Origin of the sequence: Mycolicibacterium bacteremicum, assembly GCF_002086115.1 — a bacterium.
GTDB lineage: Bacteria > Actinomycetota > Actinomycetes > Mycobacteriales > Mycobacteriaceae > Mycobacterium > Mycobacterium bacteremicum.
In genome coordinates, this window is sequence record NZ_MVHJ01000004.1 from 265286 (window position 1) to 279065 (window position 13780).

Below are 13780 nucleotides of genomic sequence, written 5' to 3' on the forward strand. Positions count from 1 at the left end.
GAAGTACCCGAGCCATTTTTATTTAATCCAGCAACGCGGGATTGATTGCGCAAAGAATGGTTAGCAAGGCTTGCAAACAGAATAGGTGCAGCTCAGAGGTGTCAAGTATATGTCCCTGATGTCAATTCGATCAGATGTTCGCGAATGGTCGACGTGGAACAGGTAATGCGAACTCAATAGGACAATTTGCGTAGGTAGCTACGAATAACGAAATTATCAAGATTGCAAATTCGAGTGGGTGAACAATTGTTTGCGCACCGCTATTTCAAGATCGCAATTTGCCAGGGTCGCAACGCTACGCGAAAGTGCCAGTTAACTCCGATACGGAGGCGGTCGAACACCTTCGCGAAATTGGCAGCCTGGGACAGTTGGCGGGACGGGCCGTTCACAGGCCCAGTTGTCGGCGCACTGCGGCAATGCCGGCGAGCCGGATGTCGGCGCGCCGCCGGGTGGCCCATTGCTCCCGGCTCATGGTGAACGCCACCATGGTGTCCGGTCGGCCGCGGCGGAGTTCGAGCGCGGCACCGGCATAGGTGTAGGGCAGCGACCCGGTAACGCCGAGTGACGCGGCATTGTCGTGCCAGGCCCGCGTGGTCGCCTGTCGGCCATCCAGGCCGGCGAACAGCAGGTGCAGTGCCGCGCAGCGCATCTCGCTGCCCAGCCCCGATCCCTGGAACTCGCGACCCAGCCACGATCCGGTGCTCGCCGTGCGTCGCGCGGGGAACTGCGTCGCGCTCAGCGTGCACATCCCGACCACCCGGTCGTCGGGATCGGTGGCGGCCAGCACCAGATCCCAGCGCTGGGCACCGGTCTCGGCTCTGCAACGCCAGTAATACTGCATCGCGTTGCGCCGCAGCAGCGGTGGCGGAGCATCCGTCCACGGTTCCGAGAACGGCATCGTGTCGGGATCGTGGATGCCGGCGACGGCGAGATCGGCAAGCTGAAAACCGAGTTCGTCGGTGACGTAGCGCAGCGTCAGCCGCGGTGTCGACACCCGTAGGTCGAACAGCGGCCAGATCGCGTTCATCGTCACATGGCACCGCACCGGCGGCCGCGCCCGCAATCGCATTTCGGCCCGGGAACGGCGCTTGGCGGCGTTCATCCGCGTTACGAACGGGTATCCACACCGCGAGGCGCTGAAGAAAACGGCGTTTGACCTGGGACAGCGCGGGGCATGAAAGCCCGGCAGTGCTGGCCCGTTGAACCGCGAGAGGCAAAGATGACTACCGCTTACCCGTATGACAGCGACTCCCGACTTGTGACCATGGTTCCTGACGGTGTGTACGCGCCGCAGGAGGATTCCCGACTGTTGGTCGAAACCATGGACAAGAGCGGGCTCGCCCTGGGAAGCAGGGTGGCCGATCTGTGTACAGGCAGCGGAGTCGCGGCGATCAATGCCGCGGCGCAGGGCGCGTCGAGCGTCTCGGCCTTCGACATCTGCCCGCGGGCGGTGCGGTGTGCCCGCGTCAATGCCGAAATCGCCGGCGCATCAGTCGAGGTGCATCTGGGATCGTGGGCCCGGGCGGCCGAGTTCGGTCCGTTCGATCTGCTGGTCTGTAATCCGCCCTACGTGCCGCATGATCCGGCGCTGGACTCGTTGCCGGCCTCGGTCGGGCCGGCCCGCGCCTGGGATGCCGGGTGGGACGGCCGAATGGTGTTGGACCCGTTGTGTGCGGCGATCCCCGATCTGCTGGCCGACGGGGGCAGCGCGCTGATCGTGCAGTCCGAGTTCGCCGAGCCACGTAAGACATTGGAGGCGCTCTCCGCTGCCGGTCTGGACGCCGACGTCGTGGCCTGGGAATGGATCCCGTTCGGTCCGGTACTGACCGCCCGTGCGCAGTGGCTCGAGGACACCGGACGGCTGCAGCCGGGCCGGCGCGAGGAGGAACTGCTGGTGATTCGGGCCGACAAGCCATGAGCGACGCAGAGTTTCGCACCGTTCGGGTGGTGCGCGGCGGTCCGGTCCTGGTGCAGGGGCCGGTTTCGGTCGAACGGCCGGATGGCTCCACGATCGAGTCGGACCGGTTCATGGTGGCGATATGCGCCTGCGGGCGCAGCAAGAACTATCCGTTGTGTGATACCAGCCATCGGCGCCGTTGCCGCACGTCCGGGACCAAGAAGGTCACCGCACCGGAAGCCGCAACCGACAACAGCTAGCGATACACGACGAAGCGGGCCGGATTTGCATCCGGCCCGCTTCGTCTGTCTGATCCTCGGTCACTCCAGCGGACGACGCAGTGAGCTTTCGTTGCGATCCCAGGACCGGAGCATGTGATCGGCAAGTCGGTCCTCGACGAAGGCATGCGCCCGGATCCCGAAGACGACGTCGCGGTCCAGGTGTGGTTCGCGGGCCAGCAGATCGCCCACCACATCGGTGCGCACCACCTGCTCGTGCACCGCGTCGGCCTCGACATGCTCGGCATAGAACGTCACGCACTCCTGCGGAGCGCCCAGCCGTTGCAGCGCCTCCACCAGGCGGCGCGAACCCGGCGGCGAGGTGATCTCGGTGGATGCGAAGTGGCCGACCGCCGCGCCGCGGTGGCGGCGGTGCAGTCCGAACAACGACATCAGGTTCACCGCGGCCAGCGCCTCGGCGGGAACGATGTCGATGTAGCCCAGATAGTCCGAATCCAGGTCGGCCGCATCCATCAGGTCGGCGAACAGCCGCTGGTGCAGCCGCGTTCCGTTGCCGGCGCCGAACTCGTCGAACTCGACGGCGACGAAGGCCGCCTTGGCCTGCCCGATCAGACGGGGGATGGCCCACGCGTGCGGGTCGCCCTCTTTGAGGTGGTAGAGCGAGCGGTGCACGAAGTACTCGCGCATCTGCTCCCAGGTGCCCTTGTCCCGCAGGTGATACGAAAGACCTTCACCGTCAACGGGTTCGACCGAGAGCGCGTCCATCTCGGCCAGTGCGGTCTCATCGGGCCCGATGGGGCCGACCTCGCGCTGTACCTCGGCCAGGAACAGGCTTTCCAGGCGGCCGCGCAGGTGCAGCAGACCGGCATCCCATTCCCAACCGGGGTCGACGCCGGCGAATCCGCGGTAGTGCAGTTCGTAGCACACGTACAACGCCAGGTGCAGGTCCAACCCGTAGGGGTCGGCATCGCCCAGTGACGCCTCGACTCGGGACAGGTGATTGACCGGTGCCCGTTCGTTGAGCAACTCGATGACCGCCAGTGAGAGCGGGCCACGGGGCAACGGCAGCAGGGGTTCGATGCGGGGGGAAGCGAGTGTCACGTCGGGGGGATACCCGCCCAGGCGCGACTGTCAATCGTCCAGTTGGCGCACATCTTCGCTGGCCAGGAAGCCTTCCAGGACGGTGGCAGCGTCGACTACGGCATCCGCGGCCATGACCTCGTAGCCGTGAGTGCTCAGGGTGGGCAGGCACAGCAGGGCCGCCCGCGGGCACACGCCGGACGCTTTGCTGTGGGAGGCATCGGACTCGAAGGCCCCGAGCACCGCCGGCTGGGGCGACAGGCCCGAGCGCGCAGCGACGTCCATCAGGCGATCCGCAGTCGGCTTGTCGTAGACGGTCAAGGCGTCGCTGTAGGCGATGATCGGGCCGCCGTGCACCGAGGTGCCGTACTCCTGTTCGGTCGGACCGACCTCGACCGCGATCGTGACACCGTCGGGCAACGCCCGGGCCGCGTACATCCCCCCGTTCGCGCCGACTTCCTCGCCCGTGGTGAACACCAGGTAGACGTCCACCGGCAGTGAGCCGTGCGCCCGCAGCCGCCGCGCGGTCTCCAGCAGCACGACGATTGCCGCGCGATCATCCAGGAAATAGCTGCCCACGTAACCGCCGAACCGCACCAGCTCGCGCTTGCTGCGGTGAACGCAGACCCGGGTACCGGCCGTCACCCCGGCGTCGGCGAGTTCGTCGGTGCTGCGTCCGGTGAACGCGTACACGTGTAGCCAGTCGAGCGCCTTGTCGCCCTGATCGGGCTTGGTCTCCCAGATCCGTTGGCTCTCCTTGGTGGTGTGTTCGGATCCGAGCGTCAACACCGCGGTCAGCTCCTTCTGCCTGCCCAGCACGGCGACCGGGCCCAGCCCGAAGTTCCCCGGGTACATGGTGCCCAGCGGGGAAAGTCGCAGGGTGCCGTCCGGTTCGACCCGTTTGACGATCATCGACAGCTCGTCCATATGGGCCATCACCCGGACCACCGGGGCATCACGCCGTTCGGACTTGAGCAAGGCGACCACGTTTCCCGCGCCGTCGACCCAGACCTCGTCGGCCACGGCCGCGGCCTCGCGCAGACAGATCTCCCTGACGGCATCCTCCTGGCCGACGGGACCATACGCCCCGACCAACTCCTGCAGCAGATCAGCCATGGGTGACGGCAGCCCGGACCGGGGTGACGCCGAAGCGGATGCCGAACTGGTTGAGTGTCAGCGGCAACGGCTGCCCCGGATCGAGATCGGGCGACGATCGCAGCTCCAGCCGGGCCGCCGAGAACAGTTGGGCCAGTGCCGTACTGGTGGTCAGCAGCACCAGGTTACGGCCCGGGCACTCGGCCGGGCCCGCGCTGAACGGCACGAGTTGTGGATACTGCTGGGCGATCCCGTTGAGCCAGATGTCGGGAGCGAAGGTGTGCGCGAACGGCAGATCCGGGTCACGGTGGAACACCGGTGCGGTGATCAGCACCGACGCCCCGCGCCGGAACATGCGACCCGCACTGCCCAGTTGCGTGTCGGCGGTGAGTTCGCGCAGGACCGCCGGTGTGGTCGGCCACAGCCGCACCGATTCGAGCATGCACGCGCGCAGTACGGGCCGCAGCGCGACCTCGGCCGGGTCGGCCACCTCGCAGCGGTCGAGCACGTGCGGATGGGTGCTCAGCAGCGCGGCGGCCCGGATCAGCGCCATGCCGGCGGCATCGAAGGCAAACAGCCAGTGCGGCACCTGGCCGATCGGATCGACCGAGCCGACGGCCGGAGTCCGGGCCAGTGCGCCGATCAGACTGTCCGCGTCGCTGCGATCGGCATGGTCGTACAACCGCTCGAAGAAGCGTTCGCGGACACGGACGTGGGACCGCCCGGCGAAGGACCAGTTGCCCGCCTTGCGCAGCCGCCACAGGTCGTCGGTGACCGCGTGGTCCTCGCGGGCGGCGTCCCCGAGCACCACCCGACGCACGATCCGCCACCAGACCGTGGTGAGCTCGGCCGCGTCCAACGCCCCGGCCGCGCCGGCGGCCTCGACACACGGTCGCAACTCCTCGTCGATGACCCGCGCGAACGTCCCGGCGAGATGGTGCATCGGTGCCGCGGTGTCCAGCGCCTCCTCGTTGAGGGCGCGCCGCCGGCCCCGGTCGGCGCCGCGGGAGACCAGCACCGCATGCGGCTGGAACTTCTCCAGCGCACGACGTTTCTCCCAGCTCGCAGGTTGGAAGGGGTCCGGTGACCCGGCCAGGACGTGGCCCACATCGGCGGGGTCGAGCACGACGACCACCCGCCGTCCCGGCAGGACCAATTCGACCGGGCCGCTGCCGAATTGCTTCCGCAGGGATCGGACCCGGGTCAACGCCCGGCTGTCAGCCTGCAGCTTCTCCAAAGCGCCGACCACCCGGCGCCGGCGCGCCAGCACCCCGGCGGCAAAGGAGGCGCCGCCGAGATCGGCCAGGGCAGCCAGCGCCGGAACTCCGCTCAACCGTGCAACGGTCACCGGATCAACTCCCCGGCCACTCGCCGGTCCAGCGCTCGAACACCCGCGCGCCCTGCCGGTCGATCACCGTCTTGACGACCGAGAAGATGGCGCCCTGCAGGGCTGCGGCCAGAATCACCTCACGCAGCGGATAGCTGCGCTCCAACGCCTTCGGCGGGTCGTCGTGATCTCCCGGCGAAGCGTGCTTCCACACCTGTTTGAAGATGGCACCGGCGACCAGCCCGCCGATGAGTGAACTGGCCAGCCCCACCGGCCGGTACATGATGCGGGCGGTCATGGTCGGTTTGACGTCCGACATATCGGTCTCCTCGGATCAACGGCGGCGACGCCAGATGACGACGCCCAACAGCACGATGGTGGTGGCGAAGATGGTGGCGGCGATCGGGATCGCGGTCTTCACCGAACCGTCCGGTTCGGTGACGGCATCGGTCACCCGCTCCTTGACATCGAGCTTGGCACCGAGCGCCGCCACGGTGTCCCCGACCTCACGTCGGGTCTGCTCGATGTCCTGCTCGATCGCCTCGATACCGGCCTCCGGGCCGGGTTCGGGCTGAGAGTCCGGCGCGCTCACTTCAGAGACCCCCGCACCGCATCGACGTCGGCGCTGACGCTGGAGGCCACCTCGTCGGCGGCCTCGGGCGCCTGCGCCAGCTGCTTCTTGCCGAGCACCGCGGCGACGGCGGCGGCGATGAAGAGCACCGCGGCGACGATCACCGCGGCCGCCCACACCGGCAGCACCAGGGCCAACGCCGCGATGGCGGCGGTGACCAGTGCCAGCCACCCGGTCGCCGCCAGCAGACCGGCCGTGCTGAAGAGACCGGCCCCGATGCCGGCCTTGGTTGCGCCGCGGCGAAACTCCAACTGCGCCAACTTCATCTCGTCACGCACCAGCCGGGACAGCTGTGCGGACAACTGGGTGACCAGCTCCGGCACCGACGCCTGAGAGCCGGGTTTGGTATCGACGTTCGTCATCATCTTTCCCATCGTCGAACGACTTCGAAAACGCTTCGGCACGGCAGGCATTACCGAGGCGGTGGGGCACTAAACATCGATCTTGGTTTCGGAAATCGCCTATTGGGTATTCGCTGCGAGCCCTCCTCAAGAAGACGGGACGGCGGCCCATCGGCCTGCCCTGCCGACCATCCCCGCCTGCGAGGAGTTCCATGCTGAAAGTCGCCACTGCGCTCACGTCGCACGGGTGCGTGCGTGACATGCCGCAGCCGGGCGGCTCGGATTACATTGTCCGGCTTGGTGATACCCGCCCCGATCGCTGCCGTGCGCACGGCGACCTCGCCGATGCGCACGCGCGGGGGTACCGGGCGGTGCCGGCATGACCCACGCGTTGCGCGTCGCGCTGATCGCGTCCAACCGCTATCCCATCCGGCAGCCGTTCGCAGGCGGGTTGGAGGCCCACGTGTGGCACCTCGCGCGAGCTTTGGTGCAGCGCGGCCATCACGTGTCGCTGTTCGCGGGCACCGGGTCGGATGCCGGGTTGGCCTGTCGGTCACTACAGGTGCGCGAGCTCACTCTGTCAGCTGCGGCGCAGTCCGACATATCGATGCCCGCAACAACTTTCATGGATGATCACCATGCCTACCTGTCGCTGATGCTCGACCTCACCCGCCACGGCGCCGAGAACTTCGACGTCGTGCACAACCACAGCCTGCATCACCTGCCGGTGGCCATGGCTCCGATGCTGCCCATCCCGATGCTGACCACCGTGCACACGCCACCGACGCCGTGGCTGGAATCCGCGCTGACCGCCGGGGCGGGGGCCGGAACCCGGATCGCGGCGGTCAGCCGGCACACTGCCGCGTCATGGCGGCACGTCGTCGGCGATATCGAGGTGGTGCCCAACGGGGTGGACACCGCCGCATGGCGGTTGGGACCCGGGGGTGAGGACCTCGTCTGGTTCGGCCGCATCACGCCGGAGAAGGGCACCCATCTGGCCATTGCCGCCGCGCGAAAAGCCGATCTGCCGTTGGCCATTGCCGGGCCGATTTCAGATCCGGAGTACTACGCCCACGCCGTGGCCCCGCTGCTCGGCGGCGATATCCGCCACGTCGGGCACCTGGATCGGGCCGGGCTGGCGCGCCTGGTCGGCGCTGCGGCGGCGGTGCTGGTGACCCCGATGTGGGACGAACCATACGGGCTGGTGGTCGCGGAGTCGATGTCCTGCGGCACCCCCGTCATCGCGTTCGACCGGGGCGGGATCGGCGAGATGCTCGATCCCGCCGCGGGCCGGCTGGTACCGCCCGGTGACGTCGCCGCCATGGCGGCGGCGATCCCCGGTGCCGTCGCACTGCCCAGGGATGAGGTCCGTGCACACGCACTGCGGTGCTGCTCCCAGGAGGCGATGGTGCAGACCTACCTGTCGCTCTACACCGACATGATCACCGAGGCCGGAGGCACAGACGATGATCGGCTACTACGTGCACCATCACGGCTACGGGCACCTCGCCCGAGCGATGAGCATCACCGAGCGCATGACCAGGCCCGTCACGGTGCTCACCAGTCGCCCGGTGCCGGAGCCCAACCCGTTCACGGATGTGATCGCGCTTCCGCGTGATGACGATGCGGAGACCGTGCACGAACCCACCGCCCACGGGGCGCTGCACTGGGCACCGCACTTCGATATCGGCTACACCGCGAGGATGGCGGCCATCGCTGACTGGGTGCGCGATGCCCGGCCGGAGGTCATGGTGGTCGACGTGTCGGTCGAGGTCGCGACCTTCGTGCGTCTGCTCGGGACACCGGTGGTCGTGGTGGCGCTGCCCGGAACCCGGACCGACGCCCCGCACGAACTCGTGCACACCCTGGCCGACCGCATCATCGCCGGCTGGCCCCGGGAGCTGCGGGAGCCGGAATGGCTACGGCCGCACGACCACAAGACCGTCTACGTCGGGGGCATCAGCCGCTTCGACGGCCGCCCGGCACCGTCGCCCGGCGCGACCGGAAACGTCGTGGTGCTCTCCGGGGCGGGCGGTGCCGACGAGGTGGCGGTGAGCGGCGCGGGATCGGCCGAGTGGACCTGGCTGGGTGGACGGCGCGGGCAGTGGACGGCGGACCCGTGGCCGCAGCTGGCCGACGCCGAGGTCGTCATCACCCATGCCGGGCAGAACAGCATCGCCGATGTCGCCGCCGCGCGACGCCCGGCCATCGTGATCCCACAGCGCCGCCCCTACGACGAGCAGCGCACCACCGCAACCGTTCTGGACGCCCACGGTCTGGCGGTCGTCGCACCCGACTGGCCGGCCGAAGATCGCTGGCCCGCACTGCTGCGGCGCGCCCGGGACATCGACACCGACCGATGGCGGCGCTGGCGCGTCCGCGGGGCGGCCGACCGGGCGGCCACCGCGATCGAGGAAACGGCGCGGTCGTGCCGGGGCAGGGTGGACGCATGAGAACCGCAGTGATCACCACGGTGCACGGACGGGGAGCGCACCTGCGGCGGCAGCGGGCCGGACTGGCCGGCGCGACGGCGCGACCTGACCTGCACGTCATCGTCGCCATGGATGACCCGGATGTATCCGCCGACCTCGGAGATGTCACGCTGCCCACCACGGTGGTCGAATGTCCGACCGAGCCCGGCGCGCTTCCGCTGGCCCGGGCCCGTAACATCGGTGCCGCAACGGCTTTGGCCGACGGTGCCGGCCTGCTGATCTTCCTCGACGTGGACTGCATCCCCGGCGCATCGCTGGTGCAGCGGTACCGGGTGGTCGCCGGGCAACCCGAGCACACCGGTGCGCTGCTCTGCGGGCCGGTGTCCTACCTGCCTCCTCCGGGGCCGACGGGGTATCCCTCCGAAGGGCTGGATCGGCTGGCGCAGCCACACCCGGCGCGGCCCGCACCACCGGCGGATGTGGTCCTGCCCGGCGGTGACTACGAGTTGTTCTGGTCGCTTTCCTTTGCGGTCACGCCGCTCACCTGGTGCGATATCGGCGGCTTCTGCGAGGAATACGTCGGCTATGGCGGGGAGGACACCGACTTCGCGCAGACCGCCGCCGAGCGGCGCATTCCGCTGCGCTGGGTCGGCGGCGCCGAGGCGTTCCACCAGCACCACCCGGTCAGCGTCCCACCCGTCGAGCACCTGCACGACATCGTCCGCAACGCCCGGATCTTCCAACGCCGCTGGGGGTGGGTGCCGATGGCCGGGTGGCTGGATGAGTTCGAGGCCGGCGGCCTGATCACCCGGGACGCCGCGGGACGGCCGCAGCTGATCGACGACGACGCCCGTTTGGGTCGATCGGAGACGGGCACCCCGGTGGCATGAGAGCTTCGGAGCTGACCACCGCGCCGTTCCGGGCCGGCGCGGCGCTGCGTGACGCGCGGCTGTTTCACCCGGTCGGGGTGCTGTGTCAGGGGCGGATCACCCGGACCGCCGACCCGGAGAAGGGCCTGCCGATCAGCGACGGACAGGTGATCGGGCGCATCTCCAAGGGCGCCGGTACGCCGGATGGTTTGCCGGATTTCGCCGGCCTGGCCTTTCGGTCCCGTTCGGAGGGCCGGCCCTGGGATGTGCTGATGGTGTCATCGGTCGCCCGGGTCGTGTTGGTGCCCAGCACATCCTGGTCGGCGGCCCAGTTCTCCACCCTGATGCCCTTCGGCTACCGGGACAAGGTGTACTGGCTGCGCGCCGAGCTGACCTCGCCGACCGATTTCACCGGCCTGGACGTCGGGCAGATCCGGGAGCGCCTGCACGACCAGCCCATCGTGATCAGCATCGAACAGGCCGAGGGGACCGGGCGATTCGGGCCCCTGGCGGTGCTGCAGTTCGACCGTGACCTCGAGGACGCCTGGCCCGAGGACATCGCCTTCGACCCCACGCTCAACCACGCCGACGGGGTGAAGCTGCTGCCCGAATGGTTGACCGCGTTGCGCCGCCGCGCGTATCGCGGCAGCCGTCAGGGCCGCGACGCGGAATAGCGGGCCGGACTCTGCGACGGTCGGCGGACGGCCTCCAACCGCACCGCGACGCCGTTGAGCACCGACATGCCGGCCAGTGCCTCCAGGTCCTCGGGACGACTGGAGGTCAGTTCGTTGACGTTGGCGCCCGGGTGGGCGTTCGCCAGTCGCCAGCCACCACCGCGATGGCCCCACCCCTGCGGGATGGCCACGGTGCCAGGGCCCACTTCGTCGGTGATCAGCACCTCGAGCTCGATGGCACCGGTGGCCGAGACAACCCGTACGGCAGCCCCGTCGAGCAGCCCGGCCGCGGCCGCATCCGACGGGTTGACCCGGGCGCGCTGGGTGCGGTTGCCCTTCATCAGGATCGGGCTGTTGTGCATCCAGCTGTTCTGTGAGCGCAACTCGCGGATCCCGATGGCCAGCAACGGGAAATCATCGGTGATGCCGGGTGCCCGTCCCAGCCGGGCCACCTCGCCGACGATCTCGGCCGGTGCCAGCGCCACTTTGCCACCCGGGTGGGTGACCACCTCGGACAGCACGCCGTGCGGGGCGTGTTCGGCCAGCACGATGCCGTGCGGGTGCGCGCGCAGCCGCGCCGGGTTGAGCCCGCCCCGGCGCAATCCGAACCGGTCGCCGTAGGGCCCGATGCGCAACAGCGCGTGCATCATCCGTTGCGGCGTGATGCGCAGGCCGCGCCGCTCCAGCAGGCGCAGCACCGGGTTCAGCGGAGCCAGGGCGCCGGTCGCGAACAGCGACAACCCCATTCGCGCGGCCAGCTCCTCGAACACCTCCCACTCGGGCCGGGCCTGACCGTAGGCGGGCACCACGGGTTCGGCGGCTTGCAGGAACACCGTCGGGCAGCACGCCGCATACGCCATCGGTAGGTCATCGCGTTCCAGGAACGTGGTGCCGGGCAGGATGTAGTCGGCGTGCCGGTTGGTCTCGTTGACGTAGAGATCCAGGGATACCAACAGATCCAGTTGTCCCAGAGCGGATTCCAGGGCCACGCTATTGGGCACCGACAGCACCGGGTTGCCGGCGAAGACGAACAGGGCGCGCAGCTGCCCGGGCCCACCGGTGGTGATCTCCTCGGCGATCAGCGCCGCGGGGAACGACCCGAACACGTCCGGGAAGCCGCCGATGCGCGACTTTTTGGTGTTGTAGCTGAACGCTCCCGACTTCTCCCCGAACTGTTCCACGGGAATCACCTGATGTGACATCAGCGCGCCACCGGGGCGGTCCAGGTTGCCGGTCACGGTGTTCAGCGCGTCGATCAGGAAGCTGACCAGGGTGCCGTGGTGGCCCAGGCAGGCGCCGGTGCGCCCGTAGGCCACCGCGGTGCGGGCGGAGGCGAAATCGCGGGCCAGTTCCCGGACCGTGGCCGCCGGGACACCGGTGCGGGCGGCGGTCTCCTCGGGCGGGAACCCGGCGCACATCGCCCGCAAATCGTCGATACCGGTGCTGGTTGCGGCGATCGCCGCGGTGTCCTCCAGGTTCTCGGCGAACACCACGTGCAGCAGGGACAGCATCAACCAGGCATCCGAATCCGGACGTACCGGCACATGTTCGTAGGCGGCCGCCGTCTCGGTGCGGCGCGGGTCGACCACGATGACGCGGCCGCCGCGCTTGACGATGCCGGCCAGGTCGTCCCTGACGCGGGGCACCCGCAGTGCGCTGCCGTGCGAGACAAGGGGATTGGCGCCCAGCATGAACAGGAAGTCGGTGCGTGGAAGATCGGGGAACGGGATCTGGGTGGCCGCACCGTAGAGCAGCTTGCTGGCGACGTAGCGGCTGTTGATGTCCTGCGAGCCCGCCGAATACAGATGCCCGGCCCCGATCCGCTTCATGAACAGTCCGGACCACAGGCTGGCGGCATAGCCGAAAGCGGAGGGATTGCCGAGGTACTCGCCGACCGCACCGCCGCCGTGCTCGTCGAGCACACCGCGCAGCCGGGCGGCGATGTCCCCGAGCGCCTCGTCCCAGCTGACCTCGGCGAAGCTGCCGTCGGGCCGGCGGCGCAACGGGTGCAGCACCCGGTCGGGATCGTTCTGGACATCGCTGAACGCGATGCCCTTGGGGCAGGCGCGGCCCTGCGAGAGCGGATGGTCCTTGTCGGGGCGCAGGGCGAGCAGTCGGCCGTCCTCGACAGTGGCGATGAGGCCGCACAGCGGTTCGCAGATCCGGCAGTAGGTGACTTTGTGTTCGGCGGTCACGCGGTCCTCCTCGTTCGCGGGCTGTCGCTCCGACGTGGTGGCCGTCACAGTAGGCGCGGTCTCAGCGATCCGGCAAGCGTTTGCATAGTGCAAAACCGGCAGGTCGTAGCCGGTCGCTGAGGGCCTCCGCGGCGGTGCTGACCTGTCCGCCGAGCACGGTCAGTTCCCGTCCTGTCCGGGGTTCGGCCATCGTCAGCACTGATAGCGCGGCGACGACGGCGCCGCCGGCGTCGAAGCAGGCCGCGCTGACCGACAGCGGCGTGTAGATGGCGTCGGCATCGATATCGCCGAGCATGAGCTCGGGCGTCATCACCGGCTGCTGACCGCCGATCAGCCGCTCGGCCCGGCGCGAGCCGTGTACCTCACCGATCGCGAAATCGGTGAGCTGTCGCATCTCGTGTTGCGGTAGCGGGGACAGCTCGACGGAGAACCGTCGCTCACGGATCGTGCGCAGCACCTGCCAGATCCAGCCCGGCTCGACGGTGCTGGTGTCGACGCGGTGCAGCCAGGTGTCGACGGCGTACTGGTTGGCCCACGCCATCATGACCGTGCCCAGCGGCGGGCCGAACTCGATGTGGTCACCGGGCTGCAGTGGGAGTTGTTGGGCGTGAACGCCTTCGGGGTAGGTGAGCTCGGCGATCACCAGATCGTTCGATGACGGAACGAACAGGCAGGCCGGCAGTCCGGTGTCCAGGCTCAGCTGGTGCATACCGGGCTGCGCATAGGACGCGATGGGCAGGGCGGCCTGCGCGGCCGCGCCGACGGCGACCAACCGGGGGCCGAGCCGGTAGGTCTTGCGGGAGCGATCTTTGATCAGCCACCCGACCCGGGTCAGTTCGGTGAGCATGGGGTGGCAGGTCGCGGCGTCGAGTCCGACGAGGCGGGCCAGTTCGGTCAGTCGGTATTCGCGCTGCGGCGCCGCGGCCAGGATCTCGACGATCTCGACCAGGCGTTCGGTCTGTGGGGAGCGGCGGGCCATCGGTTCAACATCGCATCTTCG

15 protein-coding genes are annotated in these 13780 nt (G+C 68.9%); 6 read left to right on the top strand and 9 right to left on the bottom strand.

The window, feature by feature from the left end; translation table 11 throughout:
* Nucleotides 1-385 precede the first annotated feature (385 nt).
* Nucleotides 386-1027, bottom strand: a complete 642-nt coding sequence (locus BST17_RS07020; protein WP_165762227.1) for a GNAT family N-acetyltransferase — start codon at nt 1025-1027, stop codon at nt 386-388.
* A 192-nt stretch (nt 1028-1219) separates the two neighbouring features.
* On the opposite strand from BST17_RS07020, the gene BST17_RS07025 reads away from it, so the two are divergent.
* The gene (locus tag BST17_RS07025) at nt 1220-1918 is read left to right on the top strand and encodes a HemK2/MTQ2 family protein methyltransferase (protein WP_083056498.1); all 699 of its coding nucleotides are present in this window, start codon (nt 1220-1222) and stop codon (nt 1916-1918) included.
* Nucleotides 1915-2157, top strand: coding sequence for a CDGSH iron-sulfur domain-containing protein (locus BST17_RS07030; protein WP_083056500.1), 243 nt, complete (start codon nt 1915-1917; stop codon nt 2155-2157). Before BST17_RS07025 ends, BST17_RS07030 begins: the two co-directional genes overlap by 4 nt.
* A gap of 60 nt (nt 2158-2217) precedes the next feature.
* Here BST17_RS07030 and BST17_RS07035 read toward each other — a convergent pair whose 3' ends face one another.
* Genes BST17_RS07035 through BST17_RS07060 form a run of 6 tightly spaced genes read right to left on the bottom strand, consistent with a single transcriptional unit; the run spans nt 2218 to nt 6631 of the window.
* Complete coding sequence (locus tag BST17_RS07035; RefSeq protein ID WP_083056502.1) at nt 2218-3237, bottom strand: iron-containing redox enzyme family protein; 1020 nt, start codon at nt 3235-3237, stop codon at nt 2218-2220.
* A gap of 30 nt (nt 3238-3267) precedes the next feature.
* Entirely contained in the window at nt 3268-4332 is a 1065-nt protein-coding gene (locus BST17_RS07040; RefSeq protein ID WP_083056504.1) for a M42 family metallopeptidase, read from the bottom strand.
* On the bottom strand, nt 4325-5659 hold the full coding sequence (locus tag BST17_RS07045; RefSeq protein ID WP_083056506.1) for a cytochrome P450: 1335 nt from the start codon (nt 5657-5659) through the stop codon (nt 4325-4327). The genes BST17_RS07040 and BST17_RS07045 overlap by 8 nt, the downstream gene beginning before the upstream one ends.
* A 4-nt stretch (nt 5660-5663) precedes the next feature.
* The gene (locus BST17_RS07050; RefSeq protein WP_083056508.1) at nt 5664-5957 is read right to left on the bottom strand and encodes a DUF4235 domain-containing protein; all 294 of its coding nucleotides are present in this window, start codon (nt 5955-5957) and stop codon (nt 5664-5666) included.
* Nucleotides 5958-5972: 15 nt separating this feature from the next.
* On the bottom strand, nt 5973-6230 hold the full coding sequence (locus BST17_RS07055; RefSeq protein WP_083056510.1) for a DUF3618 domain-containing protein: 258 nt from the start codon (nt 6228-6230) through the stop codon (nt 5973-5975).
* Entirely contained in the window at nt 6227-6631 is a 405-nt protein-coding gene (locus tag BST17_RS07060) for a phage holin family protein (protein ID WP_083056615.1), read from the bottom strand. Before BST17_RS07060 ends, BST17_RS07055 begins: the two co-directional genes overlap by 4 nt.
* Before the next feature lie 358 nt (nt 6632-6989).
* On the opposite strand from BST17_RS07060, the gene BST17_RS07065 reads away from it, so the two are divergent.
* From BST17_RS07065 to BST17_RS07080, 4 genes are read left to right on the top strand one after another with little or no spacing between them, the layout of a single operon-like run.
* The gene (locus tag BST17_RS07065; protein ID WP_083056512.1) at nt 6990-8228 is read left to right on the top strand and encodes a glycosyltransferase; all 1239 of its coding nucleotides are present in this window, start codon (nt 6990-6992) and stop codon (nt 8226-8228) included.
* Nucleotides 8128-9063 (top strand): glycosyltransferase, encoded by a 936-nt coding sequence (locus BST17_RS07070; protein WP_234807565.1) that lies wholly within the window; start codon nt 8128-8130, stop codon nt 9061-9063. Before BST17_RS07065 ends, BST17_RS07070 begins: the two co-directional genes overlap by 101 nt.
* The gene (locus BST17_RS07075) at nt 9060-9932 is read left to right on the top strand and encodes a glycosyltransferase family 2 protein (protein ID WP_083056617.1); all 873 of its coding nucleotides are present in this window, start codon (nt 9060-9062) and stop codon (nt 9930-9932) included. The genes BST17_RS07070 and BST17_RS07075 overlap by 4 nt, the downstream gene beginning before the upstream one ends.
* Nucleotides 9929-10585, top strand: a complete 657-nt coding sequence (locus tag BST17_RS07080; protein ID WP_083056516.1) for a phosphodiesterase — start codon at nt 9929-9931, stop codon at nt 10583-10585. The genes BST17_RS07075 and BST17_RS07080 overlap by 4 nt, the downstream gene beginning before the upstream one ends.
* On the opposite strand, the gene BST17_RS07085 is transcribed toward BST17_RS07080, so the two are convergent.
* Both BST17_RS07085 and BST17_RS07090 read right to left on the bottom strand, forming a co-directional pair.
* Nucleotides 10564-12780, bottom strand: coding sequence for a molybdopterin-dependent oxidoreductase (locus tag BST17_RS07085; RefSeq protein ID WP_083056619.1), 2217 nt, complete (start codon nt 12778-12780; stop codon nt 10564-10566). The genes BST17_RS07080 and BST17_RS07085 overlap by 22 nt on opposite strands.
* Nucleotides 12781-12841: 61 nt before the next feature.
* Nucleotides 12842-13759, bottom strand: coding sequence for a helix-turn-helix domain-containing protein (locus BST17_RS07090; protein WP_083056518.1), 918 nt, complete (start codon nt 13757-13759; stop codon nt 12842-12844).
* Nucleotides 13760-13780: the final 21 nt, after the last annotated feature.

Bases quoted from the DNA above. Each gene is read 5' to 3' on its own strand.
- BST17_RS07090 (WP_083056518.1), bottom strand. From the start codon at position 13,759: ATGGCCCGCCGCTCCCCACAGACCGAACGCCTGGTCGAGATCGTCGAG.
- BST17_RS07070 (WP_234807565.1), top strand. From the start codon at position 8,128: ATGAGCATCACCGAGCGCATGACCAGGCCCGTCACGGTGCTCACCAGT.
- BST17_RS07040 (WP_083056504.1), bottom strand. From the start codon at position 4,332: ATGGCTGATCTGCTGCAGGAGTTGGTCGGGGCGTATGGTCCCGTCGGC.
- BST17_RS07080 (WP_083056516.1), top strand. From the start codon at position 9,929: ATGAGAGCTTCGGAGCTGACCACCGCGCCGTTCCGGGCCGGCGCGGCG.
- BST17_RS07030 (WP_083056500.1), top strand. From the start codon at position 1,915: ATGAGCGACGCAGAGTTTCGCACCGTTCGGGTGGTGCGCGGCGGTCCG.
- BST17_RS07075 (WP_083056617.1), top strand. From the start codon at position 9,060: ATGAGAACCGCAGTGATCACCACGGTGCACGGACGGGGAGCGCACCTG.
- BST17_RS07020 (WP_165762227.1), bottom strand. From the start codon at position 1,027: ATGAACGCGATCTGGCCGCTGTTCGACCTACGGGTGTCGACACCGCGG.
- BST17_RS07065 (WP_083056512.1), top strand. From the start codon at position 6,990: ATGACCCACGCGTTGCGCGTCGCGCTGATCGCGTCCAACCGCTATCCC.
- BST17_RS07050 (WP_083056508.1), bottom strand. From the start codon at position 5,957: ATGTCGGACGTCAAACCGACCATGACCGCCCGCATCATGTACCGGCCG.
- BST17_RS07025 (WP_083056498.1), top strand. From the start codon at position 1,220: ATGACTACCGCTTACCCGTATGACAGCGACTCCCGACTTGTGACCATG.
- BST17_RS07060 (WP_083056615.1), bottom strand. From the start codon at position 6,631: ATGACGAACGTCGATACCAAACCCGGCTCTCAGGCGTCGGTGCCGGAG.